A 22,119-nucleotide genomic window follows, 5' to 3' on the forward strand; every position below is an offset into this window, starting at 1 on the left:
CAGCATTAATGTTTTGCTTTTAGCCGCATTACTCGTCAATTGGCACTGTACTACACTGCAATCCTTGTTTTTACCCGTCGGAGAAGATTGATGATCAAGTCGCGCGCTGCTGTCGCTTTTGAAGCCAAAAAGCCATTGGAGATCGTTGAAGTCGATGTCGCCATGCCCAAGGCGGGAGAAGTGCTGCTCAGAGTAGTAGCCTCCGGCGTCTGCCACACCGATGCCTATACCCTGTCCGGCGCTGACCCTGAAGGGATTTTCCCGTCGATCCTCGGTCACGAAGGCGGTGCGATTGTCGAAGCGGTGGGTGAGGGCGTGACCTCGGTGATGGTCGGCGACCACGTGATTCCGCTGTACACCCCGGAATGCCGTCAGTGCAAGTTCTGCCGCTCGGGCAAGACCAACCTGTGTCAGGCGATTCGTGCCACTCAGGGTAAAGGCCTGATGCCGGATGGCACCACGCGCTTTTCCTACAAGGGCGAGCCGATTTTCCACTACATGGGCACATCGACCTTCTCCGAGTACACCGTACTGCCGGAAATCTCGGTGGCCAAAATCGACAAGCAGGCACCGCTGGAAAAGGTCTGCCTGCTGGGTTGCGGTGTCACCACCGGTATCGGTGCGGTGCTCAACACCGCCAAGGTCAAGCCTGGCGATACCGTGGCCATCTTCGGCCTGGGCGGTATTGGCCTTTCGGCATTGATCGGTGCGGTCAAAGCCAAGGCGGCTCGAATCATTGCCATCGACATCAACCCGGCCAAGTTCGAAATCGCCAAACAGCTGGGCGCGACTGATTGCGTCAATCCGAAGGATTTCGACCGTCCGATCCAGGAAGTCATTGTCGACATGACCGATGGCGGCGTCGACTTCTCGTTTGAGTGCATCGGTAATGTGCAACTGATGCGTGCAGCGCTGGAATCCTGCCACAAGGGCTGGGGCGAGTCGGTCATCATCGGCGTGGCCGGTGCCGGTCAGGAAATCGCTACTCGTCCGTTCCAGCTGGTGACCGGGCGCGTCTGGCGCGGTTCGGCATTTGGTGGCGTGCGTGGTCGTACCGAATTGCCAAGCTACGTGGACATGGCGCAGACCGGTGAAATCCCGCTGGATACGTTCATCACCCACACCATGGGCCTGGAAGACATCAACAAGGCATTCGACCTGATGCATGAAGGCAAAAGCATCCGCACGGTCATTCATTTTTAAGGAGCAGCGGCAGGCGCTCGGCTTCAAGCAGCAAGCAGGATGCTCTGGTCCATGCCTGCAGCCTGAGGCTTGACGCCTGCAACTGGAGGAAACCCTATGCCTTTGGAAAATATTTCCTGCCAAAAGAGTTTCGGCGGCTGGCACAAGCGCTACAAGCATCATTCTCAAGTGCTCGGTTGCGACATGGTGTTTGCCGTCTACCTGCCGCCACAGGCGGAGCAGGGCGGCAAGCTGCCGGTGTTGTACTGGCTGTCCGGCCTGACCTGCACGGATGAAAACTTCATGCAGAAAGCAGCGGCCCATCGAATGGCGGCCGAGCTAGGCATCATCATCGTGGCGCCTGATACCAGTCCGCGCGGTGCCGACGTGGCAGATGACCCTGACGGCGCCTGGGACTTCGGTCAGGGCGCGGGCTTCTACCTCAACGCCACCGAGCAGCCTTACGCGCGGCATTATCAAATGCATGATTACGTGGTCAAGGAACTACCGGCGTTGATTGAGGGGCATTTCCCGGCGTCGCAGGTGCGCAGTATCAGCGGCCACTCGATGGGCGGTCACGGCGCGCTGGTCTGCGCATTGCGCAATCCTGGCCGCTATCGCTCGGTGTCGGCGTTTTCGCCGATCAGTAATCCGATCGATTGCCCTTGGGGGCAAAAGGCATTCTCCCGTTATCTGGGCGAAGACCGTTCTCGCTGGCGCGAGTGGGATGCCAGCGTGCTGATTGCGCAGGCGTCCGAAAAGCTGCCGACCCTGGTCGATCAGGGCGATCGTGATGATTTTCTGGTCAACCAGCTCAAGCCCGAGGTGCTGGTTCAGGCGGCCAAGGCTGCGGATTACCCGCTGACCCTGCGCATGCAGCCAGGTTACGACCACAGCTATTTCTTCATCGCCAGCTTCATCGAAGACCATCTCAGGCATCACGCTGCAGCCTTGAACAGCTAACGCGCGCCAAAGCAGGTAGAATCACGCCCTGACTTTTTTCAGGGCGTTTTTTTATGCGTATTGGCCATGGCTATGATGTGCACCGTTTCGCTGAAGGCGACTTCATTACCTTGGGCGGCGTGCGGATTGCACACGGGTTCGGCCTGCTGGCCCATTCCGATGGCGATGTCCTGCTGCATGCCTTGAGCGACGCGCTTCTGGGCGCCGCAGCGCTGGGCGATATCGGCAAGCACTTTCCTGACACCGACCCGCAGTTCAAGGGCGCCGACAGCCGCGTGCTGCTGCGTCATGTCCTCACGCTGATCCATGGCAAAGGCTGGAAGGTCGGTAATGTCGACGCGACCATCGTCGCTCAGGCACCGAAAATGGCACCGCACATCGATGCCATGCGTGCATTGATCGCCGAAGACCTTCAGGTTGAGCTGGATCAGGTCAACGTCAAGGCCACAACGACCGAAAAGCTTGGCTTTACCGGGCGTGAAGAAGGCATCGCGGTGCATGCCGTTGCGTTGTTGCTGCGCGCATGAATGAACTTGAACTGCTGGGCCCGCGAGCTTACGGCGATGCACTGGGGCGTGCAGTGCTCAAGGCGACTGCCGAAGACTTTCAGGTCGATGAAGTGCTGGACATTCCGCTTTCCGGGGATGGCGAGCACTTGTGGCTATGGGTCGAGAAACGCGGCCTGAACACGGAAGAGGCGGCGCGCCGGCTGGCCCGGGCTGCGGGCGTTCAGTTGCGCACAGTCAGCTACGCCGGTCTCAAGGATCGCCAGGCATTGACCCGTCAGTGGTTCAGTATTCAACTGCCGGGCAAGGCCGATCCTGATCTGTCTGCTGCGCAGGACGACACGCTGAAGATTCTCAAAAGCGGTCGTCACAAACGCAAGCTGCAGCGTGGCGCCCATGCGGCCAATGGCTTCACCCTGCGTCTGACTCAGCTGGATGCAGACCAGGGCGCGTTGAATCAGCGCCTTGAAACCATTGCCCGGCAGGGCATCCCCAATTATTTCGGCACGCAGCGTTTTGGCTATCAGGGCGGAAATCTTGGCGAGGCACGCGATTACGCCGCCCGCAAGGCGCTGCCTGAGCAGCGCGCCGTGCGTTCGCGACTGTTGTCCACGGCGCGCAGTTACCTGTTCAACCGGGTGTTGGCCGCCCGGGTTGCCGATGGCAGCTGGCAGAAGGCTCAGGTCGGGGATTTGCTTGCGTTCACCGACAGTCGCAGTTTTTTCCCGGCCGGATTGGATGAATGCAGCGATCCTCGTCTGGCGATCCTCGATCTGCACCCCACCGGTCCTCAGTGGGGTGAAGGCCCTTCGCCAGCTGGCGGTGCGACGGCAGCGCTGGAAAATACCGTTGCCGATGACGAATCCGTGTTGCGTGACTGGCTGGTCAGAGCGGGCATGGAGCACGAACGTCGCATCCTGCGACTGCCCATTGGGCGGCTGACGTGGCATTATCCCGAGTCTGACATTCTGCAACTGGAATTCGTCCTTCCGCCCGGATGCTTTGCGACCGTCTTGGTACGCGAACTCATTGATCTGGTGCCGGTTGGGCAGACGGACAGCTCATGCGTATTCTGATATCAAATGATGACGGGGTGAATGCGCCCGGTCTTGTCGCGCTCCATGCGGCGTTGGCGAACTACGCCGACTGCGTGGTGATTGCGCCTGATCAGGACAAAAGTGGTGCCAGCAGTTCTCTGACACTCGACCGGCCCTTGCATCCGCACACCCTCGAAAACGGCTTCATCAGTGTCAACGGTACGCCCACCGATTGTGTGCATCTGGGCATTCACGGGCTACTGGAGCGGCAACCGGACATGGTGGTTTCAGGCATTAACCTGGGGGCCAATCTGGGCGACGATGTACTGTATTCCGGAACGGTCGCCGCAGCGCTTGAAGGGCGTTTTCTGCAGCGCCCGTCGTTTGCCTTTTCGTTTCTGTCACGTCAGCCGGATAATCTGGCGACGGCGGCGCATTACGCGCGCTTGCTGGTCGAGGCCCATGAGCAACTCGACCTGCCACCCCGCACGGTATTGAACGTGAATATTCCCAACCTGCCGCTCGAGCACATCCGCGGCATTCAACTGACCCGATTGGGGCATCGTGCCCGCGCTGCGGCGCCGATCAAGGTCGTCGACCCGCGTGGCCGCGCTGGCTACTGGATCGCTGCTGCCGGTGATGTCGAGGACGGCGGCGCCGGGACCGACTTTCATGCGGTCGTACAAGGCTATGTATCGATCACGCCGTTGCAGCTGGATAGAACCTATCAGGACGGATTCAGCAGCCTGAACACCTGGCTGGAGGGACTTCGTTGATGTCACGCGAGCAGGATGATTTATTGCGTCGAGGGATCGGAATGACATCGCAGCGTACCCGCGAGCGTCTGATTCAGCGCCTCTGTGAAGAGGGCATTTCCAACCAGCGGGTACTGGACGTCATTCGCAAGACGCCACGGCATCTGTTTGTCGATGAAGCGCTGGCGCATCGCGCCTACGAAGACACCGCATTGCCCATCGGTCACAACCAGACCATTTCCCAGCCTTACATGGTCGCGCGGATGAGCGAGCTGCTGTTGGCAGCCGGGCCGCTGGACAAGGTCATGGAGATCGGTACGGGGTCAGGCTATCAGACTGCTGTGCTGGCGCAGCTGGTAGAACGAGTGTTCTCGGTCGAGCGCATCAAGGTGCTTCAGGATCGCGCCAAGGAACGTCTGGTCGAGCTCAATCTGCGCAACGTGGTGTTCCGCTGGGGTGACGGCTGGGAAGGCTGGCCAGCCCTGGCGCCCTATAACGGCATCATCGTCACGGCGGTGGCAACCGATGTACCGCAGGCATTGCTCGATCAGCTGGCACCGGGAGGCCGTCTGGTCATTCCCGTGGGCTCGGGGGAGGTTCAGCAGTTGATGCTGATCATCCGTGAAGAACACGGTTTTTCTCGGCACGTGCTGGGGGCTGTGCGCTTCGTGCCATTGCTCAATGGACCCATCGCTTGAAGATTGTCTGCGGTAAACAATGAATTCTGGCGTCAGTCATCTGTCTACAGCGCGCGGCCCGGAATGTTGAATGGCCTGATGGCATCATTTCCATGCAGCTGATTGATACTTAACAGCGTTTTTCAGCGGATATCACTGGCTGCCCGTCGCTATTACGGCACAATAGGCATCTTTTTTGAATTCAGTCACCAGTAAAGGGAGTGGCGGGTGAGTCTCACAGTCATTCAGCAGCTCAGGTCTTCAAGAAGTTATCAGCGTCTGGTGATTGGCATTGCTCTCAGTGTCCTTTTGGTCGGCTGCTCCAGCTCGCCCTCAGGCGGCGTTCGCGTCGTTGATCGCAACGGCAATGCCGTGGCCCAGCGCCCGACGGTGACCACTGGCCAATATGTGGTCAGGCGCGGTGACACACTTTTTTCCATTGCATTTCGTTACGGCTGGGACTGGAAGGCGCTGGCTGCCCGTAACCAGATCCCGGAGCCGTTTACCATCAAGCCTGGTCAGACAATTCGCTTTGACGGACGCTCCTCTTCAACACCGAGCGTGGTTTCAACGTCGGGCGCCGGGCGTCCAGTGACGTCCACGTCAACCACGACCAGCAGTTCCGGATCCGTCAAAACCACGGTCATGTCCAAGCCTATTGCGGTTGTACCTGTGGTTATACCTCCCTCGGCGACCACCGGGACAGGCCCGGCCGGCAAGTCCCCGACAGGTTGGACCTGGCCTTCGAGTGGCATTTTGATAGGAAAATTTTCCTCAAACGGCAGTTTGAATAAAGGAATTGATATCGCTGGTGATTTGGGACAGCCTGTTTTGGCAGCGTCTGATGGTTCAGTTGTTTACGCCGGAAGTGGATTACGGGGCTACGGCGAATTGATCATCATCAAACACAGCGATACCTACGTCAGTGCCTACGGTCATAACCGCAGGCTTTTGGTACGGGAAGGACAACAGGTCAAGGCAGGGCAGACGATTGCCGAAATGGGGTCAACAGGAACTGACCGGGTGAAACTGCATTTTGAGATTCGCCGCCAAGGGAAACCTGTAGATCCGTTAGGATTCTTGCCACGTCGTTGATAGTTGCCAGCCTGTTCCAGGCGTAATAGGAACAGGCTCAAGTGTTGCCATGGAACCAGGCGATGCTGGAGCTTGAGGTCGAACTCACCAAAGGACTAAAACAATGGCTCTTGGCAACGAAGCGCCGGAGTTTGACATCGATGATGAAGTGCTCCTTATGGAAGCCGGCATTGTCCTGAAGGAAGCGTCAAACGAGAAGCAGCCAGCCGCTGTCTCGGGACGTACCAAGGTCAAGCAATCAACATCGCTCAAACAACACAAGTACATTGACTACACGCGGGCGCTTGATGCTACCCAGCTGTACCTCAATGAAATCGGTTTTTCTCCTCTATTGTCCCCGGAAGAAGAAGTGCATTTTGCGCGTCTGTCGCAAAATGGAGATCCGGCCGGGCGCAAACGCATGATTGAAAGCAATCTGCGGCTGGTAGTAAAAATTGCCAGACGCTATGTCAATCGTGGGCTGTCATTGCTTGATCTGATCGAGGAGGGCAACCTGGGGTTGATCAGGGCGGTTGAGAAGTTCGACCCGGAGCGCGGTTTTCGTTTCTCCACCTACGCCACCTGGTGGATTCGTCAGACCATTGAACGCGCGATCATGAATCAGACGCGGACCATCCGACTGCCGATTCATGTGGTCAAGGAGCTGAACGTTTATCTGCGTGCGGCCAGAGAGCTGACCCAGAAGCTGGATCACGAACCTTCTCCTGAAGAGATCGCCAACCTGCTGGAAAGACCGGTAGGCGAGGTCAAGCGCATGCTGGGCCTGAACGAGCGTGTTTCGTCAGTGGACGTTTCGCTGGGCCCGGATTCGGACAAGACGCTGCTCGATACCTTGACCGACGACCGTCCGACAGACCCCTGCGAGTTGCTGCAGGACGACGATCTCTCACAGAGTATCGATCAATGGCTGTCTGAACTGACCGAGAAGCAGCGCGAGGTGGTGATTCGCCGCTTCGGCTTGCGCGGGCATGAAAGCAGCACGCTTGAAGACGTAGGGCTTGAGATCGGCCTGACGCGTGAGCGTGTAAGGCAGATTCAGGTTGAAGGACTCAAGCGTCTGCGTGAGATCCTCGAGAAAAATGGTCTGTCCAGCGAATCCCTCTTCCAGTAATCCCCCCTCTGTAGCATCCATCCAGGGCCGATATAACACAGTGTGTATATCGGCCTTTTTATATGTCTTTCGTCATTTCAATATTGCTGCTCACGGGACCCGCCAATACGGTTTTGCCTGTTCAATCTCGCGGTCGGTGTACTTGGAAGGTTCAAAGCCTGTAAGTCATTGCGCACGCTTGCTGTAAGTCATTCAGGTAATCGGAGTAAGGCTAGTCGCCAATTTCACGGTTTTTTCGTTGCAAGGCTTTGTTTTTGAAAAGGTTTTAATCCTGCAAGACAATCGACCGGGAAATATTCTGGAGCGTTTCGGGTGTTGCTCTCCAGGGTTAAATCTCTAATATCGAAGCTGTGCCAACGGACAGGCACGGGCCATCAAGGATGACGGTCAAGGACATCGCGGGATGCGATTCATCAGGATGATGACAAGGGAATACAGGGATCAGGGAAAAACGTGGGCGGGTCATACCGCCCCTTTTTTTGTCTGCAGAAAAGCGCATTCAATAAAAAAGGCCCTCTTGAGGGCCTTTTGTCTGTCTGGAATCTAGCGTTCCAGATCAGCGATCTTGCCGGTTTTGCCATCCCACTCTGCCGCATCCGGCATAGCGTCTTTCTTTTCGGTGATATTGGGCCAGACTTCGGCAAGCTCGGCGTTGAGCTCGATGAAGTTTTCCATGCCGGCAGGGATCTCGTCTTCCGAGTAAATGGCTACGGCAGGGCACTCTGGCTCGCAGAGCGCGCAGTCGATGCACTCGTCCGGGTGGATCACCAGGAAATTCGGGCCTTCGTAAAAGCAGTCCACCGGACAGACTTCTACGCAGTCGGTGTACTTGCACTTGATGCAGTTGTCGGTGACGACGAAGGTCATTTCTAATTTTCTCCTCAGGCGGCTGCGGCAGAGCCCTTCCAGACAGGGGTGCCAGGTTCGGGAGGTTTCCCGGCCCTATGAAAACACGTGCTTTTGGTGGGTGGCCTTGAAGCGGTAAGACTGCGGCGTCTGCTACCTGTCCCTGCTACCTACCGATGGTTCGCTGCATTTTCACGCGGCTCGAAAAACGCCTCGACCAGGCTAAAAGCCGAGAGCGTCCCAAACCGCGCGGGATTCTAACAGTATGTAACGCTTCGCGTCACAGGCGAGTTTGCAATGTGTATAGCAAATCCAGCGCCTGCCGCGGGGTCATATCGTCGACCTTGACCTTCGACAGCTCGTCGAGCACCGGGTGCGGCAGACTTGCGAACATATCGCTTTGTTGCGGGACTGCGGGCTTGCCGGGTTTGGCGCGCGGCTGCTCGTGCGGCAGGCTGGTGGTTTCCAGACGCTGCAAGTGTTCCTTGGCGCGGCTGATGACCTTGCCCGGCACGCCGGCCAGTTGCGCCACGGCCAGACCGTAGCTCTGACTCGCAGGCCCTGGCAGGACCCGGTGCAGGAACACGATGCGCTCATTATGCTCGGTGGCGTTGAGGTGCACATTGGTCACCAGCGGTTCGCTTTCCGGCAATACCGTCAGTTCGAAATAGTGCGTGGCGAACAGTGTATAGGCGCGCAGCTGCGCGAGGCACTCGGCTGCCGCCCAAGCCAGCGAAAGGCCGTCGAAAGTACTGGTGCCGCGCCCGACTTCGTCCATCAGCACCAGACTTTTATCGGTAGCGTTGTGCAGGATGTTTGCCGTTTCGCTCATTTCGACCATGAACGTCGAGCGTCCGCCCGCCAGGTCGTCGCTGGAGCCGATGCGGGTGAAGATCCGGTCGACCAGCGACAGTTCGCAGCTGGCAGCGGGCACGAAGCTGCCGATATGGGACAGCAGCACGATCAGCGCCGTCTGACGCATATAGGTCGATTTACCGCCCATGTTCGGGCCGGTGATGACCAGCATGCGAGTGCTGTCGTCCAGCGCCAGGTCGTTGGCAACGAAAGGCGTGCTCAGAACCTGTTCCACCACCGGATGACGGCCTTGCTCGATGCGCATGCAGGGTTCGGAGACAAAGCGTGGGCAATTGAGGTCCAGATTCAGCGCGCGCTCCGCAAGGTTGCTCAGCACGTCCAGTTCGGCCAGCGCCGCCGCCGTATCCTGAAGCGGCGCAAGATGACCGATCAGGTCTTCGAGCAGCGTTTCGTAGAGCATCTTTTCCCGAGCCAAGGCGCGGCTCTTGGCCGACAACGCCTTGTCTTCGAACTCCTTGAGCTCGGGCGTGATAAAGCGCTCGGCGCCCTTCAGGGTCTGGCGGCGTATGTAATCAGCCGGCGCCTGCTCGGCCTGCTTGCTTGGCAGCTCGATAAAGTAGCCATGTACGCGGTTGTAGCCGACTTTCAGATTGCCAAGACCGGTGCGGGCTTTTTCGCGGGCTTCCAGGTCGATCAGGAACTGGCCGGCGTTTTCGCTCAGCGACTGCAGATCATCCAGCTCAGCGTCGTAGCCAGTCTTCAAAACGCCACCGTCACGAATGACGGCTGGCGGGTTGTCGATGATCGCGCGCTGCAGCAGATCGGCCAGCTCGGGATAGGTGCTGGCTGTCTGCGCAAGTTGCTGCAGATGCGGCGCTTCCAGATCGGCCATCGCCTGTTGCAACTCGGGCAGGGCGCTCAGGGCGTCGCGCAGGCGAGCGAGGTCACGTGGCCGCGCGTTACGCAGGCCGATGCGCGCCAGAATCCGCTCGATGTCGCCGATTTCCTTGAGCTGTGGCTGCAGGTTTTCGAAGCGATAGCGTTCCAGAAAACAGGTGATCGACGTCTGGCGTGCCTGAAGGATGGTCAGGTCGCGCAATGGCCGGTTCAGCCAGCGGGTCAGCAACCGTGTCCCCATTGCGGTCTGGCAGCGGTCCATGACCGATTGCAGGGTGTTGTCACGGCCTCCGGACAGGTTGGTGTCCAGTTCCAGATTACGGCGACTGGCGGCATCGAGGATCACGGTATCGTCGAGACGTTCGTGACGCAGGCTGCGCAGATGGGGCAGGGCGGTACGCTGGGTTTCCTTGGCATAGCTCAGCAGGCAGCCGGCAGCACCGATGGCCAGCGTCAGGTTTTCGCAACCGAAACCCTTCAGGTCCTGGGTTGCAAACTGCTGACACAAACTTTTATGCGCTGAGTCGCGCTCGAAATCCCAAGGCGCGCGACGTCGAGAACCACGGCGCTTCTCGGCAGGCAGACCTTGTGGCCAGTCGTCCGGGATCAACAGCTCGACCGGGTTGATGCGCTCGAGCTCGGCCAGCAGGTTCTCCCAGCCCTTGATCTCCAGCACACTGAAGTTACCGCTGGTGATATCCAGTACCGCGAGGCCGAACAGGCGTTCGTCACCCAGCACGGCGGCGATCAGGTTATCGCGGCGCTCGTCGAGCAGGGCCTCATCGCTGATGGTCCCTGGCGTGATGATCCGCACCACCTGACGATCCACCGGCCCCTTGCTGGTAGCCGGGTCGCCGATCTGCTCGCAGATCACCACCGATTCGCCCAGTTTCACCAGCTTGGCCAGATAACCCTCGGCTGCGTGGTAGGGAATCCCGCACATGGGAATGCTCTGACCTGCCGACTGGCCGCGTGCGGTCAGGGTTATATCGAGCAGCTTGGCGGCTTTCTTCGCGTCTTCGTAGAAGATCTCGTAGAAATCGCCCATGCGATAAAACATCAGCTGATCCAGGTGCTGGTTTTTCAGTTTCCAGTACTGCTGCATCATCGGAGTGTGTGCGGAGAGGTCGGAAATTGCTTTATTCATCAGTGGCTTAGGCAAGTTCTTGAGAGGAGTGAGGCAACCTTGAGACGCGACGGGTGGCCCTTGTCTGAAGCAAGGGGCGTCTGCCGGGTATGTGCGATGGCGGCAAGGTTATCACGCTCGACCGGGTGGTGCAGTGACCGCGTGGCTTCCCGCGTATTGGTGACCGGGCGTTTCCAGACAGCCATGCATCTCGATTTGGCGTATAGACTTTCATCGCTGCCACTCGATCACCGGGCGGCAACTTATAAAAAAGGATTTTTATATGAAGAACAAACGAGCAAGGGATTCTGTCAGCGGGCGCTTCATTCCTTTGGAAGAAGCCAGAAAAAGGCCGAGAGAAACCACGGTGGAAACGGTCAAAAAGCCCGGGCGCAGGAAAAATGACCAGTAAAGCAGCATGCTCAGCCCCGTTGCGCGGCAGGTGCGCTGCCTCAGGATTCACCTTTACAGGCTTTCCAGCATGAACGATTACACCGAGGATGAGATAACCGGGCTTGCCGATACGCTTGGCAGGCTTCTGGGTGCAATGGGTGCGCAAGTGACCACTGCCGAATCCTGTACGGGGGGCGGAATAGCCGAAGCGATCACGCGCATTGCCGGCAGCTCGGCGTGGTTCGAAGCGGGCTACGTGACCTATTCGAATGCCCAGAAGACCCGTCAGTTAGGGGTACCCGAGGTGTTGTTCGCACAGGTCGGGGCGGTCAGTCAGCCGGTTGTCGAGGCCATGGTGCGAGGCGCACAGCGTGAAAGCGGTGCACGATTCGCCGTCGCGGTCAGCGGTGTCGCGGGGCCTGGCGGCGGTTCGCCGGACAAACCGGTCGGTACCGTGTGGCTGTGCTGGGGCAAGGATGATGCGCTGATCGCCCGGCGTTGCCACTTCGATGGCGACCGTGATCAGGTCCGTCGACGGACGGTCGAAGCCGCGCTGCACGGGCTGATACAGCTTGCATGCGGAGAAATGCCAAAACAGGGGTAGGCGCGCGCTCACTGCTGTGGAATAATACTGTCTACTTATACAGGTGTTGTGGCCATCAAGGCCCTAATTGAATTTGATTACGTGAGGACTTCAATGGACGACAACAAGAAGAAAGCCTTGGCTGCGGCCTTGGGTCAGATCGAGCGTCAGTTCGGTAAAGGCGCCGTGATGCGCATGGGCGATCATGATCGCCAGGCGATCCCTGCCATCTCCACCGGTTCGCTGGGTCTGGATATCGCACTCGGTATTGGCGGTCTGCCGAAAGGCCGGATCGTGGAAATCTACGGTCCTGAGTCTTCCGGTAAAACCACACTGACGCTGTCGGTCATCGCTCAGGCCCAGAAAATGGGCGCTACCTGCGCCTTTGTCGACGCCGAGCACGCACTGGATCCGGAATACGCCGGCAAGCTGGGCGTCAATGTCGACGACCTGCTGGTTTCGCAGCCGGACACCGGTGAGCAGGCGCTGGAAATCACCGACATGCTGGTGCGCTCCAATGCCATCGACGTGATCGTGGTCGACTCCGTTGCTGCGCTGGTACCCAAGGCTGAGATCGAAGGCGAAATGGGTGATATGCACGTGGGTCTGCAGGCGCGTCTGATGTCGCAGGCGCTGCGCAAGATCACCGGCAACATCAAGAACGCCAACTGCCTGGTGATCTTCATCAACCAGATCCGCATGAAGATCGGCGTGATGTTCGGCAGCCCGGAAACCACCACCGGTGGTAACGCGCTGAAGTTCTACGCTTCGGTACGTCTGGACATCCGCCGTACAGGCGCGGTCAAGGAAGGTGATGAAGTTGTCGGCAGCGAAACCCGCGTCAAGGTCGTGAAGAACAAGGTAGCTCCGCCGTTCCGTCAGGCCGAGTTCCAGATTCTCTACGGCAAGGGTATCTACCTGAACGGCGAAATCGTCGATCTGGCCGTTCTGCATGGTTTTGTCGAGAAGTCCGGCGCTTGGTACAGCTACCAGGGCAGCAAGATCGGTCAGGGTAAGGCCAACTCGGCCAAGTTCCTGGCAGATAACCCGGAAATCTGCAAAGCGCTCGAGAAGCAGATCCGCGACAAGTTGCTGACCCCTGGCGTCGATACCAAGGCTGTCGGCTCACGTGAAGCAGTGGCTGCCGATGACATGTCTGAAGCAGATGTCGATATCTGATAGCCATGCCTGCCGTACTCGATACACCCGTCGCCGTCCGGCGCACTGCAATGGACCTGCTCGCACGTCGCGAGCATGGTCGAGTCGAGCTGACGCGTAAACTGCGTCAGCGCGGCGCTCCCCCCGAGCTTATCGATGCAGCCCTTGATCGTCTGGTCGAGGAAGGTTTGCTCTCTGAATCCCGTTACCTCGAAAGCTTCGTTTCTTACCGGGCACGTTCGGGCTACGGTCCTGTTCGTATTCGAGAAGAGCTGGGTCAGCGAGGCTTGCAACGTGCCGACATTGAGCAGGCGCTCAGGGAGTGCGGCGTTGATTGGCAGGAGAAGCTTCACGAACTCTGGCAGCGCAAGTTTGCCGGTGCCCTGCCTGTCGATGCGCGCGAGCGGGCCAGGCAGGGGCGTTTTCTGAGTTATCGCGGCTATCCGCTGGAAATGATCGGCCGCTTGTTAAGCGGCCGTGGCGGGGATGACTGATCTATCAGGGCGCTTACTGTGGCGCCCGATTCCGAGCTGCGTCCCTTGTCACTGAAGCGTCTTCCCAGTTTTCCTGTTGATTGATGTAATCCACCAGTTCCCGAAGCCTGCCCTGATTGCGTCCTGTGAAGGTGAACGCCAGTCGTGTCAGGTGACTGAATTGCGCTTCATCGTGCTCTTCGCCCTGATAACTGTGCTGATGAAAGTTTTCATTGATGCACAGGTCAGCGAACGCTTCCTGCATGTGCTCCAGGGCCTGTTCGTTCAGCGCATGATGCATACGGATCACGAACTTGTTTTTCAGCCAGCGGCTGGAATGGAAGTTGGCATAAAACCGGTTGATCTCTTCCACCGCTTCATCGGCGCTGTAGACCAGCCTCATCAGTTTCATGTCGGCTGGCAGAATGTAGTGATTGTCCTGCAACTGATGCTTGATGAAGTCCAGTGCACCTTGCCAGAAACTTCCGCCAGGCGTATCCAGCAATACAACAGGCACCAACGGGCTTTTGCCGGTTTGTATCAATGTCAGCACTTCCAGGGCTTCATCCAGAGTTCCGAAGCCGCCGGGGCATAGCACCAGCGCGTCGGCTTCCTTGACGAAGAACAGCTTGCGTGTGAAGAAGAAGTGGAAGGGCAGCAGGTTTTCGCTGCCCTCCACTGTCGGATTGGCGTGCTGTTCGAAGGGCAGGGTAATGTTGAACCCAAGGCTGTGTTTCAAGCCTGCGCCGGCATGGGCTGCCGCCATGATGCCGCCGCCCGCGCCGGTGATGACCATCATGTCGGAGCGGGCCAGCTTTTCACCCAGCTCTCTGGCCTGTGCGTACAGCGGATGTTCCGCCGGTGTGCGAGCGGAGCCGAATACAGTGACTTTGCGGCGGCCCTTGAAACGCTCGAGCACCCGAAAGGCCTTGTCCAGTTCGCGCAGGGTTTGCAGCGTTATCTTGACGTCCCAGCGGTTGCGGTCATCCTGGGCCATGCGCAACACCGTGAGCATCATGTCGCGGTACAGCGGCAGGTTTTTCGTGCCCGGAGCCACCTCATTGATGTGCTCTTCAATCTGGCTGGTCAGGTCGAGACCGTCGCGTTGGAAGTGTCGGGATAGAAGATCGTCAGGTACATACGGCATTCGGGATTTTTCCTCCTGCTGGATCAATGGCCCGATGGGGCGTGTTGAATCGATGATGTCCCGGTTTGCAGCGAAAGGCTACCCATTCCCTGTTCATTGCCAGGGTGGATTAGTTGCAGGATGTCTTGAGAGTTGCTCGACTGACGCGCCTGAGGGACAGGCGCGCGGGGGAGGTTACATGTCGGATATGGCTTATTGCTTGGGTTTTACAGTGCAGTCGGAAGCCTGAAAGGTTTGCGTCGCAACCGGGCGGTTGGTCTTGTACTCAGTGAACTGATACTTGAGGACGGCACCCTTGGTCATCAACTGGCGGAAACCATTGTTGTGGCAAACGCTGTTGCCTAACTGGTTGCGCATCACGTCCGGATTGGCGCGCATCTGCTGAGCCTGGCCTTCACGAACGCTCAAGTGGTTGATCAACTGGTTGCCGGTGACGGTGTAGCCCTGATCGAGGATGTCTTCGTTGATCGCTCTCGGCGTGCCGACACTGCTTTCCTTAGCGACTTTTTCCAGCATCTTGCTGAGTTCGAACTCCTGTTTCGACGCCGCCTGGGCGCACAGTGGAGCAACGAGCAAAAGCGTAAGGGTGGGTACGATAAGGCGCAGCATTAAACTCTCCTGGTTAAGTAACTGGCCGTTGGACCAGCGACTTCAAAGTGCGTTCCGGGCAGCCCACCGATAGCGCGGGGTGCGATGGCGCAGCAGTATAGAGCAGGAGCCTTCATCGGGCCTAGGCTCTGTACGAAAACAGGCCTGCGGACCGAAAGCGCGTTGAAGTGCCGGGGCTCTGATAAACTGCGCGGACTTTAATCCTGCCGAGTCTTTGTGGTGTCGATGTCTTTCCCCCGCAGGCGTGTCCTGTAATGAGCCATGCCGTTTCCCGCCTGCGCGATGAGCGTCTGGCCCGCAGTACCAGGCCTTTCATTGCCCGAGGCTCGCGCGCGCCGCGCTGCCCGGATTGCCGGGTGATTTTCAGCTATTGCCTGTGCGAATGGCGACCCAGCGTCGCTGCCGAGTCAGGCATCTGCCTGCTGATGTATGACACCGAGCCCTTGAAACCGACCAACACCGGCTGGCTGATCGCCGACGTCATCAAGGACACTCATGCCTTTCTCTGGTCGCGGATAGAGGTCGATGAGCAATTGCTCGCCTTGCTGGATGACCCGCAGTGGCAGCCTTACATCGTTTTTCCCGGTGAGTTTGTTGCCGAGGACCGCGTGGTGAATACGGTTTCGCGCCTGGATGGCAAGCGCCCGCTGTTCATTCTGCTGGATGCCACCTGGACCGAAGCACGCAAGATGTTTCGCAAGAGCCCTTATCTGGAGCGTTTTCCAGTATTGAGTCTGGAGCCCGAGCAGATCTCGCGCTACCGTTTGCGTCGATCAAGGCGCGACGATCACTTCTGCACGGCGGAAGTGGCCGCCCTGTGTCTGGAGCTGGCCGGTGATGCCAGCGCCAGCGGAGTGCTGGATGCTTATCTGGACGTGTTCAGCGCTCATTATCTGGGCGCCAAGTATCAGAATCCGATTGATTCCGACGACGTGGCGCATACCCATTTGAAAGCGTTCATTTGAAGGCTGTTCATAACAAGGGGCTGCCGAAGTCCACTGGTTTGGCTAATTGCCATCTATGTTCTCGGGTATCGACGCTTCGCGCTTGACCGTCATGGCCATGCTGGGCATGCTTGGCGCCGCCTGGAAGCCGATTCATCTGGTCTGGCATTGCGCCGGCGCCCGTTTTGGGTTGCGCACTGCGCGTTCGCCAGCCTCGCTGGGTGGCCGATTCGTCGGTCCCTCACTATAAAAACAGGATCATTACATGACCTACGACATCCTGATCGCCGATGATCATCCCCTGTTTCGCAGTGCGCTGCATCAGGCGCTGAGCATCGGTCTGGGGCCTGACGCACGGCTGGTCGAGGCAGAAAGCATTGCCCAGCTTGAGTCGCGCCTGGCGGAGAAGGCTGATTGGGATCTGGTTCTGCTGGACCTGAACATGCCAGGGGCCTATGGCTTCTCCGGGCTGGTCCTGTTGCGTGGCCAGTATCCGCAGATACCGGTGGTGATGGTCTCGGCGCAGGAAGAAGCCTCCATCGTGGTGCGCTCCAGAGAGTTTGGTGCCAGTGGCTTCATTCCCAAATCCAGCTCGCTGGAAGTCATTCAGCAGGCGGTACGCACGGTGCTTGATGGTGACGTCTGGTGGCCGCCGCAGGTCAATGAAGTGATCAGTGTTTCAGACGAGGCAAAGGCCGCCAGCGCAGGCCTTGCCAGCCTGACGCCGCAGCAGTTTCGAGTGTTGACGATGGTTTGTGAAGGCTTGCTGAACAAGCAGATTGCTTCCGAACTCAGCGTGTCCGAAGCCACCATCAAGGCACATGTCACGGCGATTTTCCGCAAGCTTGGCGTACGCACGCGCACCCAGGCAGCATTGTTGTTACAGCAGCTTGAGTCCATTTCGTCCAGCTGACGGCTTTCAGGTTCCAGTATTCACGCTTTTTTGACCTTTATTGCCTTAGCTTTCCTCATCTTTTTACACAGCAGCCTCTCTATGTCGCCCTTCAAAGGCCAAACCGGTCTGAAACGTATTCTTAATGCCGCAGGTTATTCACTGGACGGTTTATGCGCTGCCTTCAAAGGTGAAGCGGCTTTCCGTCAGTTGGTACTGCTCAACGTGGTCCTGGTCCCGCTGTCGTTTTTTCTGCACGTCAGCAAGGGTGAGCATGCCCTGCTGGTTGCCGTGTGCCTGCTGGCGCTGATCGTCGAGCTGCTCAACTCGGCCGTAGAGGCGGCCATTGACCGCATCTCGCTGGACCTGCACCCGCTGTCCAAGAACGCCAAGGACATGGGCAGCGCTGCCCAGTTCATCGCTCTGAGCATGATCGGTCTGGTGTGGGCGATCATTCTGCTGGGCTGATGCCTTTCGATACAGACGCGTCAATACAGGCTTGGCAGCACGATTTCGTCGCTGCGCTGAACTCCGGCGGTGAATGCGCGGCACAGCTCAAGAAACTCGCGCATGGCTGAGGTCTGGTATTTCTGTTTGTGCCAGATGAAATAGAACTGCCTGGCCAGGTCCAGCTCGGGCGTGGCCAGCTCCACCAGATTGCCGCGACGAAAGGCATCGCGCAGCGCCAGTCTGGAGATGCAGCCAATGCCCAGCCCGGATTCGACTGCACGTTTGATCGCTTCGGTGTGCTCAAGCTCCAGCCGGACATTCAGCCCGTTACGGTGATGACGCATCGCCTGATCGAACGTCAAGCGCGTGCCCGAGCCTTGTTCCCGAAGGATCCAGGCTTCGTGGGTCAACTCTTCCAGCGTTACCTGAGCGCGTTTGGCCAGCGGATGCTGCGGGGCACAGAACACCACAAGTTCGTCTTCGACCCAGGATTGCACTTCGATGTCCGGGTGGCTGCAATCGCCTTCGATGAGGCCCAGATCGATCTCGTAGTGAGCGACCTGTTGCACGATATGCGCTGTGTTCTGGACATGCAGCTTGACCTGGCTTTCCGGGTGGCGCTGCATGTAGCCGCCGATCAGCAGGGTTGCGAGGTAATTGCCGATCGTCAGCGTGGCTCCGACCGCCAGTGAGCCGAAGCCTGATTTGCCATTGAGCAGGTCTTCGATTTCCTTGGCCTGATCGAGCAGCGCGACGGCTTGCGGCAGCAATTGCCTGCCGGTGGCGTTGAGGCTGAGGCGCTTGCCGGCGCGGTCAAATAGCTGGCAGCTCGACTGGCGCTCCAGCTCGGTGATGGAGGTGCTGGCAGCCGACTGCGAAAGCGAAAGCAGTACCGCGGCTTTGGAGACGCTTTCCTGCCGGGCGACGGCCACAAATACCTGGAGCTGACGGAGAGTAAATCGCATATCTATATAACCGATAACCTATATCTTGATAATTCATTTAACAGATATTGTGTCTGCCACTAGAATGTCGCGCAATAGCGCAGTGCTTCTGCGCGCACTATTTTTTCAGGAGTCCTCACGTACATGAGCAACATGAACCACGAGCGTGTCCTCAGCGTCCACCACTGGAACGACACCCTCTTCAGTTTCAAGTGCACCCGCGACCCTGGTTTGCGTTTCGAGAATGGTCAGTTCGTGATGATCGGTCTGCAGCAGCCAAACGGTCGTCCGCTCATGCGTGCTTATTCGATTGCCAGCCCGAACTGGGAAGAGCATCTGGAATTCTTCAGCATCAAGGTGCCGGACGGCCCGCTGACCTCCCAGTTGCAGCACCTCAAGGAAGGTGACGAAATCATCATCAGCAAGAAGCCTACGGGTACGCTGGTGCTGGACGACCTCAAGCCGGGCAAGCATCTTTACCTGCTGAGCACTGGCACCGGCCTTGCGCCGTTCATGAGTGTCATCCAGGATCCCGAAACCTACGAGCGTTTCGAGAAGGTCATCCTCTGCCACGGCGTGCGTTACGTGAACGAAGTCGCCTATCGCGAATTCATCACCGAGCATTTGCCGCAGAATGAATTCTTCGGTGAAGCGCTGCGTGACAAGCTGATCTACTACCCGACGGTCACCCGCGAGCCCTTCGAGAACGAAGGTCGTCTGACCGATCTGATGCGCAGCGGCAAGCTGTTCAGCGACATCGGCCTGCCGCCGATCAACCCGCAGGACGACCGTGCCATGTTGTGCGGCAGCCCAAGCATGCTCGACGAGACCAGTGAAGTGCTCAATAGCTTCGGTCTGACCGTATCGCCGCGTATGCGCGAGCCGGGCGACTATCTGATCGAGCGTGCTTTCGTCGAGAAGTAAACCGGCTGCACAAGACCCGCCTCGTCCTTGACTGGATCAGGCGGGTTTTTGTTGCGCGGGATTTGTCGCCTCGATCAGTTTAGGCAAGCAGCAGCTTCAGGCGAGCAGCACTTCCAGCACGCAAATCACACCCGCTTGCGGGTAGTGCCAACGCACGTCCAGATCCCAGAACTGAGCACCATAGCGACGTTCCGGCATGGGCAGTTGATAGGCCGGGCGCGGGTCCTGGGCCAGACACTGCTCGATCAGTTCGACCAGCGGCTCATTCAGGCGCAGCGCGTGTTCGCCAGCCTGTTGCAGCGCGGCGTCTTGCCAGTGCACCGGTATCAGGGCTGGCGCAGCACTGGCGATGTAGTTGGTCGCATCGCCAATTGCATCGGCGTAGGGTACGTAGGGCTTGATGTCCAGCACCGGCGTGCCATCCAGCAGGTCGATGCCGGACAGCCAGAGCCGCCCAGGCTCGACCTTGTCCAGCTTGACCACTGACTGGCCGATGCCATTGGGACGATGAGTTGCGCGGGTAGCGAACACGCCCATCGACTGGTTGCCACCCAGGCGCGGCGGGCGCACCTTCAGGCGTGGCTTGTCTTCCAGCGCCAGGTGGAACAGAAACAGCAGCCAGACGTGACTGACCTGTTCCAGCCCCTGAACCGCTTCACCCTGATCGAACGGTGCCACCAACTCCAGCACTCCGCGGGCCGCCGGGGCCAGTTGTGGCTGGCGAGGGATGGCGAATTTCTCCTTGAAGCAGGAACGCACGAAGCCGACAGGGGAGACGTTGTAGCTCATCGTGGCAGGTTCAGCCACGCACGCGCAGGGTCAGGCCCTTGAGGAAATTGCGCAGCAGTTGATCGCCACAGGCGCGGTAGTTGGTGTGTCCGACCTTGCGGAACAGGGCGCTCAGTTCTGGTTTGGAAACCGGGAAGTCGACCGATTTGAGGATGGCGTGCATGTCATCTTCTTTCAGTTCGAACGCCACGCGCAGTTTTTTCAGGACGATATTGTTGGTGATCTGCAAATCGATCGGCTGTGGCGGACGGCTTTCGTCCTTGCCACGCTTGAAGTAGACCAGGCCATCAAGGAAGTGCGCCATGATTTCATCGCTGCAATCCAGGTAGCCTTCTTCTTCCTCTTTTTTCATGAATGCGATGACATCGCTTTTCGACACTTCAAAACCGGTCAGTGCGGTGATCTCGACAATCTTGCTGTCGCTGATATCGAGCATGTAGCGCACGCTGCGCAGTACGTCGTTGTTCATCATGAGGCGTGGTTCCTGATAAGTCGTAGGGCAGCGCATGACGGTGGTCATGCGCGCTGTAATAAGGTGGGTGGCGCGAGGGTCAGAACTTTTCCTTGGCCGTCATGTAGCGCCACTGGCCCTCGGGCAGTTTGCCCATGGACACGCCGCCAATACGGATACGGCGGATGGCGACGATCTTCAGGCCGACGGCCTCGCACAGCAGGGCGATGATGCCGGGCTGCGGATTTTTCATCGCAAAGCGCAGGCGGTTCTCGTTCTGCCAGCTGGCTTTCACGGCCGGCAGCTCCTTGCCTTTGTAAGTCAGGCCGTGGTTCAGCCGGTTGAGGCCATGAGCAACCATCTCGCCCGAGATCTCCACCACGTATTCCTGCTCGATCTTGCTGCGGTCATCGGTGAGCTTGCGCAGGATCTTCCAGTCCTGGCTGAACACCATCAAGCCGCTGGCGTTGGCCTGCAGGCTTGAAATCGCCTCAAGGCGCATGAAGTGGCCCTTGAGCGGACGCTTGCTGTAGCTGTGCTCTACGGAAAGCGTGCCCGGAGTGATCATCTGCAAAGCCTCTTCGGCGCTTGCCGAGGCGGGTTTGTGCAGGATGATCGTCACCGGCTCCGGGGCGTCGGCCTTGGCGTCCGGGCTGAGTTCGATTTTCTGGGTGCTGACCTTGAAGTGCGGTTCTTCGATGACCTCGCCGTCCACCGTGACCCAGCCGCCCTCGATAAACAGCTCGGCCTCCCGGCGGGAGCAACCGACCAGCTCGATTAGGCGTTTGGAAAGGCGAATGGGGTCTGTCATGACAAAAAAGCCGTTTGCTAAAATAAAGTCGCCATTGTAACCGTCTGGCGACGGTTAATCGCGGCAACATTGCATCTGCGTTGCAATCGATGTCATTGACGATCGATCAGGCGCATTCTGAGCATGGGGTAAGGCTGGCCCAGGCCATCGACTTCAGAGCGGCTGACAACCTCGAAACCATGCCTGCGGTAAAACCCCAACGCCTGCGTATTCTGCTCGTTGACGTCCAGTTCACGGATATTGAACTGCTCGATTGCATGAGCCAGCAACTGCGTGCCCAGCGTCTGGCCGCGATGGTCCGGGTCGATGAACAGAATATCCAGACTGGTCTTGCGCGTGCCCGCAAAGCCGGTGATGTTGAGCTGTTCATCCCGGGTACAGAACAGGGTCACACTGCCCAGATACTGCGGCAGCAGCCCCTTGAGCCGGGTGATGTAGGCGTCTGGCAGAAAGTCATGGGTCGCGCGCACCGAGCGTTCCCATACCTCGGTCAATTCCGGGTAATCGTGGGTATCCGGTGTATACAGCGGCATCTCGCGT

General features: G+C 58.4%; 26 protein-coding genes. 17 read left to right on the forward strand and 9 right to left on the reverse strand.

All coding sequences use genetic code 11. The features are described 5' to 3' along the window. Positions 1–90: 90 nt before the first annotated feature. The 8 genes from BLR16_RS11980 to rpoS all read left to right on the forward strand — a co-directional run bounded on the left by BLR16_RS11980 (position 91) and on the right by rpoS (position 7,326). Positions 91–1,203 carry an S-(hydroxymethyl)glutathione dehydrogenase/class III alcohol dehydrogenase gene (locus tag BLR16_RS11980; RefSeq protein ID WP_003391047.1) on the forward strand — a complete coding sequence of 371 codons (1,113 nt, stop codon included), beginning with the start codon at positions 91–93 and terminating at the stop codon, positions 1,201–1,203. Between the two features lie 96 nt (positions 1,204–1,299). Then, positions 1,300–2,145: an S-formylglutathione hydrolase gene (gene fghA / locus BLR16_RS11985; protein ID WP_046719791.1), complete on the forward strand. Its 846-nt coding sequence runs from the start codon at positions 1,300–1,302 to the stop codon at positions 2,143–2,145. Positions 2,146–2,198: 53 nt separating this feature from the next. Then, positions 2,199–2,672, forward strand: a complete 474-nt coding sequence (gene ispF / locus BLR16_RS11990) for a 2-C-methyl-D-erythritol 2,4-cyclodiphosphate synthase (RefSeq protein WP_003364807.1) — start codon at positions 2,199–2,201, stop codon at positions 2,670–2,672. After that, positions 2,669–3,727, forward strand: a complete 1,059-nt coding sequence (gene truD, locus BLR16_RS11995; protein WP_003433352.1) for a tRNA pseudouridine(13) synthase TruD — start codon at positions 2,669–2,671, stop codon at positions 3,725–3,727. The genes ispF and truD overlap by 4 nt, the downstream gene beginning before the upstream one ends. Further along, complete coding sequence (gene surE, locus BLR16_RS12000; RefSeq protein WP_003364800.1) at positions 3,715–4,464, forward strand: 5'/3'-nucleotidase SurE; 750 nt, start codon at positions 3,715–3,717, stop codon at positions 4,462–4,464. Before truD ends, surE begins: the two co-directional genes overlap by 13 nt. Positions 4,465–4,505: 41 nt before the next feature. Next, on the forward strand, positions 4,506–5,141 hold the full coding sequence (locus tag BLR16_RS12005) for a protein-L-isoaspartate(D-aspartate) O-methyltransferase (RefSeq protein ID WP_003364797.1): 636 nt from the start codon (positions 4,506–4,508) through the stop codon (positions 5,139–5,141). 207 nt (positions 5,142–5,348) lie between these two features. Next, on the forward strand, positions 5,349–6,215 hold the full coding sequence (locus BLR16_RS12010; protein WP_074805484.1) for a peptidoglycan DD-metalloendopeptidase family protein: 867 nt from the start codon (positions 5,349–5,351) through the stop codon (positions 6,213–6,215). 103 nt (positions 6,216–6,318) lie between these two features. Beyond that, positions 6,319–7,326, forward strand: a complete 1,008-nt coding sequence (rpoS, locus tag BLR16_RS12015; RefSeq protein ID WP_074805482.1) for an RNA polymerase sigma factor RpoS — start codon at positions 6,319–6,321, stop codon at positions 7,324–7,326. Between the two features lie 543 nt (positions 7,327–7,869). Here the strand turns inward: rpoS and fdxA are convergent. Both fdxA and mutS read right to left on the reverse strand, forming a co-directional pair. Continuing rightward, entirely contained in the window at positions 7,870–8,193 is a 324-nt protein-coding gene (gene fdxA, locus BLR16_RS12020) for a ferredoxin FdxA (protein WP_002554692.1), read from the reverse strand. A gap of 259 nt (positions 8,194–8,452) precedes the next feature. Beyond that, entirely contained in the window at positions 8,453–11,020 is a 2,568-nt protein-coding gene (gene mutS / locus BLR16_RS12025) for a DNA mismatch repair protein MutS (RefSeq protein WP_161437902.1), read from the reverse strand. A gap of 153 nt (positions 11,021–11,173) precedes the next feature. On the opposite strand from mutS, the gene BLR16_RS28590 reads away from it, so the two are divergent. The 4 genes from BLR16_RS28590 (at position 11,174) to recX (ending at position 13,639) form a co-directional block, all read left to right on the forward strand. Beyond that, entirely contained in the window at positions 11,174–11,416 is a 243-nt protein-coding gene (locus BLR16_RS28590) for a damage-inducible protein CinA (RefSeq protein ID WP_161437898.1), read from the forward strand. Positions 11,417–11,492: 76 nt separating this feature from the next. Next, entirely contained in the window at positions 11,493–12,008 is a 516-nt protein-coding gene (locus BLR16_RS12030; protein ID WP_074805472.1) for a CinA family protein, read from the forward strand. A 93-nt stretch (positions 12,009–12,101) separates the two neighbouring features. Next, on the forward strand, positions 12,102–13,166 hold the full coding sequence (recA, locus tag BLR16_RS12035) for a recombinase RecA (RefSeq protein WP_002554688.1): 1,065 nt from the start codon (positions 12,102–12,104) through the stop codon (positions 13,164–13,166). A gap of 5 nt (positions 13,167–13,171) precedes the next feature. Further along, positions 13,172–13,639, forward strand: coding sequence for a recombination regulator RecX (gene recX / locus BLR16_RS12040; protein ID WP_074805467.1), 468 nt, complete (start codon positions 13,172–13,174; stop codon positions 13,637–13,639). A gap of 13 nt (positions 13,640–13,652) precedes the next feature. Here recX and BLR16_RS12045 read toward each other — a convergent pair whose 3' ends face one another. Both BLR16_RS12045 and BLR16_RS12050 read right to left on the reverse strand, forming a co-directional pair. Next, complete coding sequence (locus tag BLR16_RS12045) at positions 13,653–14,765, reverse strand: LOG family protein (RefSeq protein WP_003364783.1); 1,113 nt, start codon at positions 14,763–14,765, stop codon at positions 13,653–13,655. A 192-nt stretch (positions 14,766–14,957) separates the two neighbouring features. Beyond that, positions 14,958–15,374: a quorum-sensing-regulated virulence factor family protein gene (locus BLR16_RS12050; protein WP_003364781.1), complete on the reverse strand. Its 417-nt coding sequence runs from the start codon at positions 15,372–15,374 to the stop codon at positions 14,958–14,960. Between the two features lie 254 nt (positions 15,375–15,628). Between BLR16_RS12050 and BLR16_RS12055 the strand changes: the two genes are divergently transcribed. From BLR16_RS12055 to BLR16_RS12070, 4 genes are all read left to right on the forward strand, one after another. After that, complete coding sequence (locus BLR16_RS12055) at positions 15,629–16,339, forward strand: tRNA-uridine aminocarboxypropyltransferase (protein ID WP_058398120.1); 711 nt, start codon at positions 15,629–15,631, stop codon at positions 16,337–16,339. 46 nt (positions 16,340–16,385) lie between these two features. Beyond that, positions 16,386–16,568, forward strand: a complete 183-nt coding sequence (locus BLR16_RS12060; protein WP_072365702.1) for a hypothetical protein — start codon at positions 16,386–16,388, stop codon at positions 16,566–16,568. Between the two features lie 15 nt (positions 16,569–16,583). Beyond that, complete coding sequence (gene erdR / locus BLR16_RS12065) at positions 16,584–17,231, forward strand: response regulator transcription factor ErdR (RefSeq protein WP_003433336.1); 648 nt, start codon at positions 16,584–16,586, stop codon at positions 17,229–17,231. Positions 17,232–17,312: 81 nt separating this feature from the next. Further along, a complete protein-coding gene (locus BLR16_RS12070) occupies positions 17,313–17,678 on the forward strand; it encodes a diacylglycerol kinase (protein ID WP_003364775.1) in 366 nt (121 codons plus the stop codon). 20 nt (positions 17,679–17,698) lie between these two features. Here BLR16_RS12070 and BLR16_RS12075 read toward each other — a convergent pair whose 3' ends face one another. After that, a complete protein-coding gene (locus BLR16_RS12075) occupies positions 17,699–18,625 on the reverse strand; it encodes a LysR family transcriptional regulator (protein ID WP_003339525.1) in 927 nt (308 codons plus the stop codon). Positions 18,626–18,748: 123 nt separating this feature from the next. On the opposite strand from BLR16_RS12075, the gene fpr reads away from it, so the two are divergent. Continuing rightward, positions 18,749–19,528, forward strand: coding sequence for a ferredoxin-NADP reductase (gene fpr, locus BLR16_RS12080; RefSeq protein WP_002554680.1), 780 nt, complete (start codon positions 18,749–18,751; stop codon positions 19,526–19,528). 96 nt (positions 19,529–19,624) lie between these two features. Here fpr and tsaA read toward each other — a convergent pair whose 3' ends face one another. The 4 genes from tsaA to BLR16_RS12100 form a co-directional block, all read right to left on the reverse strand. Then, positions 19,625–20,317, reverse strand: a complete 693-nt coding sequence (tsaA, locus tag BLR16_RS12085; RefSeq protein WP_092194288.1) for a tRNA (N6-threonylcarbamoyladenosine(37)-N6)-methyltransferase TrmO — start codon at positions 20,315–20,317, stop codon at positions 19,625–19,627. A 10-nt stretch (positions 20,318–20,327) separates the two neighbouring features. Further along, entirely contained in the window at positions 20,328–20,789 is a 462-nt protein-coding gene (locus BLR16_RS12090; RefSeq protein ID WP_074805459.1) for a YehS family protein, read from the reverse strand. Between the two features lie 79 nt (positions 20,790–20,868). Continuing rightward, complete coding sequence (locus BLR16_RS12095) at positions 20,869–21,579, reverse strand: rRNA pseudouridine synthase (RefSeq protein WP_003364769.1); 711 nt, start codon at positions 21,577–21,579, stop codon at positions 20,869–20,871. 92 nt (positions 21,580–21,671) lie between these two features. Continuing rightward, positions 21,672–22,112 (reverse strand): GNAT family N-acetyltransferase, encoded by a 441-nt coding sequence (locus BLR16_RS12100; protein ID WP_003364766.1) that lies wholly within the window; start codon positions 22,110–22,112, stop codon positions 21,672–21,674. Positions 22,113–22,119: the final 7 nt, after the last annotated feature.

The sequence above is a fragment of the Pseudomonas sp. BS3767 genome, from assembly GCF_900099665.1.
Lineage (GTDB): Bacteria > Pseudomonadota > Gammaproteobacteria > Pseudomonadales > Pseudomonadaceae > Aquipseudomonas > Aquipseudomonas cerasi.

Bases quoted from the DNA above. Each gene is read 5' to 3' on its own strand.
- surE (WP_003364800.1), top strand. From the start codon at position 3,715: ATGCGTATTCTGATATCAAATGATGACGGGGTGAATGCGCCCGGTCTT.
- erdR (WP_003433336.1), top strand. From the start codon at position 16,584: ATGACCTACGACATCCTGATCGCCGATGATCATCCCCTGTTTCGCAGT.
- BLR16_RS12090 (WP_074805459.1), bottom strand. From the start codon at position 20,789: ATGATGAACAACGACGTACTGCGCAGCGTGCGCTACATGCTCGATATC.
- ispF (WP_003364807.1), top strand. From the start codon at position 2,199: ATGCGTATTGGCCATGGCTATGATGTGCACCGTTTCGCTGAAGGCGAC.
- BLR16_RS12095 (WP_003364769.1), bottom strand. From the start codon at position 21,579: ATGACAGACCCCATTCGCCTTTCCAAACGCCTAATCGAGCTGGTCGGT.
- tsaA (WP_092194288.1), bottom strand. From the start codon at position 20,317: ATGAGCTACAACGTCTCCCCTGTCGGCTTCGTGCGTTCCTGCTTCAAG.
- recX (WP_074805467.1), top strand. From the start codon at position 13,172: ATGCCTGCCGTACTCGATACACCCGTCGCCGTCCGGCGCACTGCAATG.
- fghA (WP_046719791.1), top strand. From the start codon at position 1,300: ATGCCTTTGGAAAATATTTCCTGCCAAAAGAGTTTCGGCGGCTGGCAC.
- fpr (WP_002554680.1), top strand. From the start codon at position 18,749: ATGAGCAACATGAACCACGAGCGTGTCCTCAGCGTCCACCACTGGAAC.
- truD (WP_003433352.1), top strand. From the start codon at position 2,669: ATGAATGAACTTGAACTGCTGGGCCCGCGAGCTTACGGCGATGCACTG.
- BLR16_RS11980 (WP_003391047.1), top strand. From the start codon at position 91: ATGATCAAGTCGCGCGCTGCTGTCGCTTTTGAAGCCAAAAAGCCATTG.
- recA (WP_002554688.1), top strand. From the start codon at position 12,102: ATGGACGACAACAAGAAGAAAGCCTTGGCTGCGGCCTTGGGTCAGATC.
- BLR16_RS12005 (WP_003364797.1), top strand. From the start codon at position 4,506: ATGACATCGCAGCGTACCCGCGAGCGTCTGATTCAGCGCCTCTGTGAA.
- fdxA (WP_002554692.1), bottom strand. From the start codon at position 8,193: ATGACCTTCGTCGTCACCGACAACTGCATCAAGTGCAAGTACACCGAC.
- BLR16_RS12100 (WP_003364766.1), bottom strand. From the start codon at position 22,112: ATGCCGCTGTATACACCGGATACCCACGATTACCCGGAATTGACCGAG.
- BLR16_RS12070 (WP_003364775.1), top strand. From the start codon at position 17,313: ATGTCGCCCTTCAAAGGCCAAACCGGTCTGAAACGTATTCTTAATGCC.
- BLR16_RS12055 (WP_058398120.1), top strand. From the start codon at position 15,629: ATGAGCCATGCCGTTTCCCGCCTGCGCGATGAGCGTCTGGCCCGCAGT.
- BLR16_RS12030 (WP_074805472.1), top strand. From the start codon at position 11,493: ATGAACGATTACACCGAGGATGAGATAACCGGGCTTGCCGATACGCTT.
- BLR16_RS12075 (WP_003339525.1), bottom strand. From the start codon at position 18,625: ATGCGATTTACTCTCCGTCAGCTCCAGGTATTTGTGGCCGTCGCCCGG.
- rpoS (WP_074805482.1), top strand. From the start codon at position 6,319: ATGGCTCTTGGCAACGAAGCGCCGGAGTTTGACATCGATGATGAAGTG.
- BLR16_RS12050 (WP_003364781.1), bottom strand. From the start codon at position 15,374: ATGCTGCGCCTTATCGTACCCACCCTTACGCTTTTGCTCGTTGCTCCA.
- BLR16_RS12045 (WP_003364783.1), bottom strand. From the start codon at position 14,765: ATGCCGTATGTACCTGACGATCTTCTATCCCGACACTTCCAACGCGAC.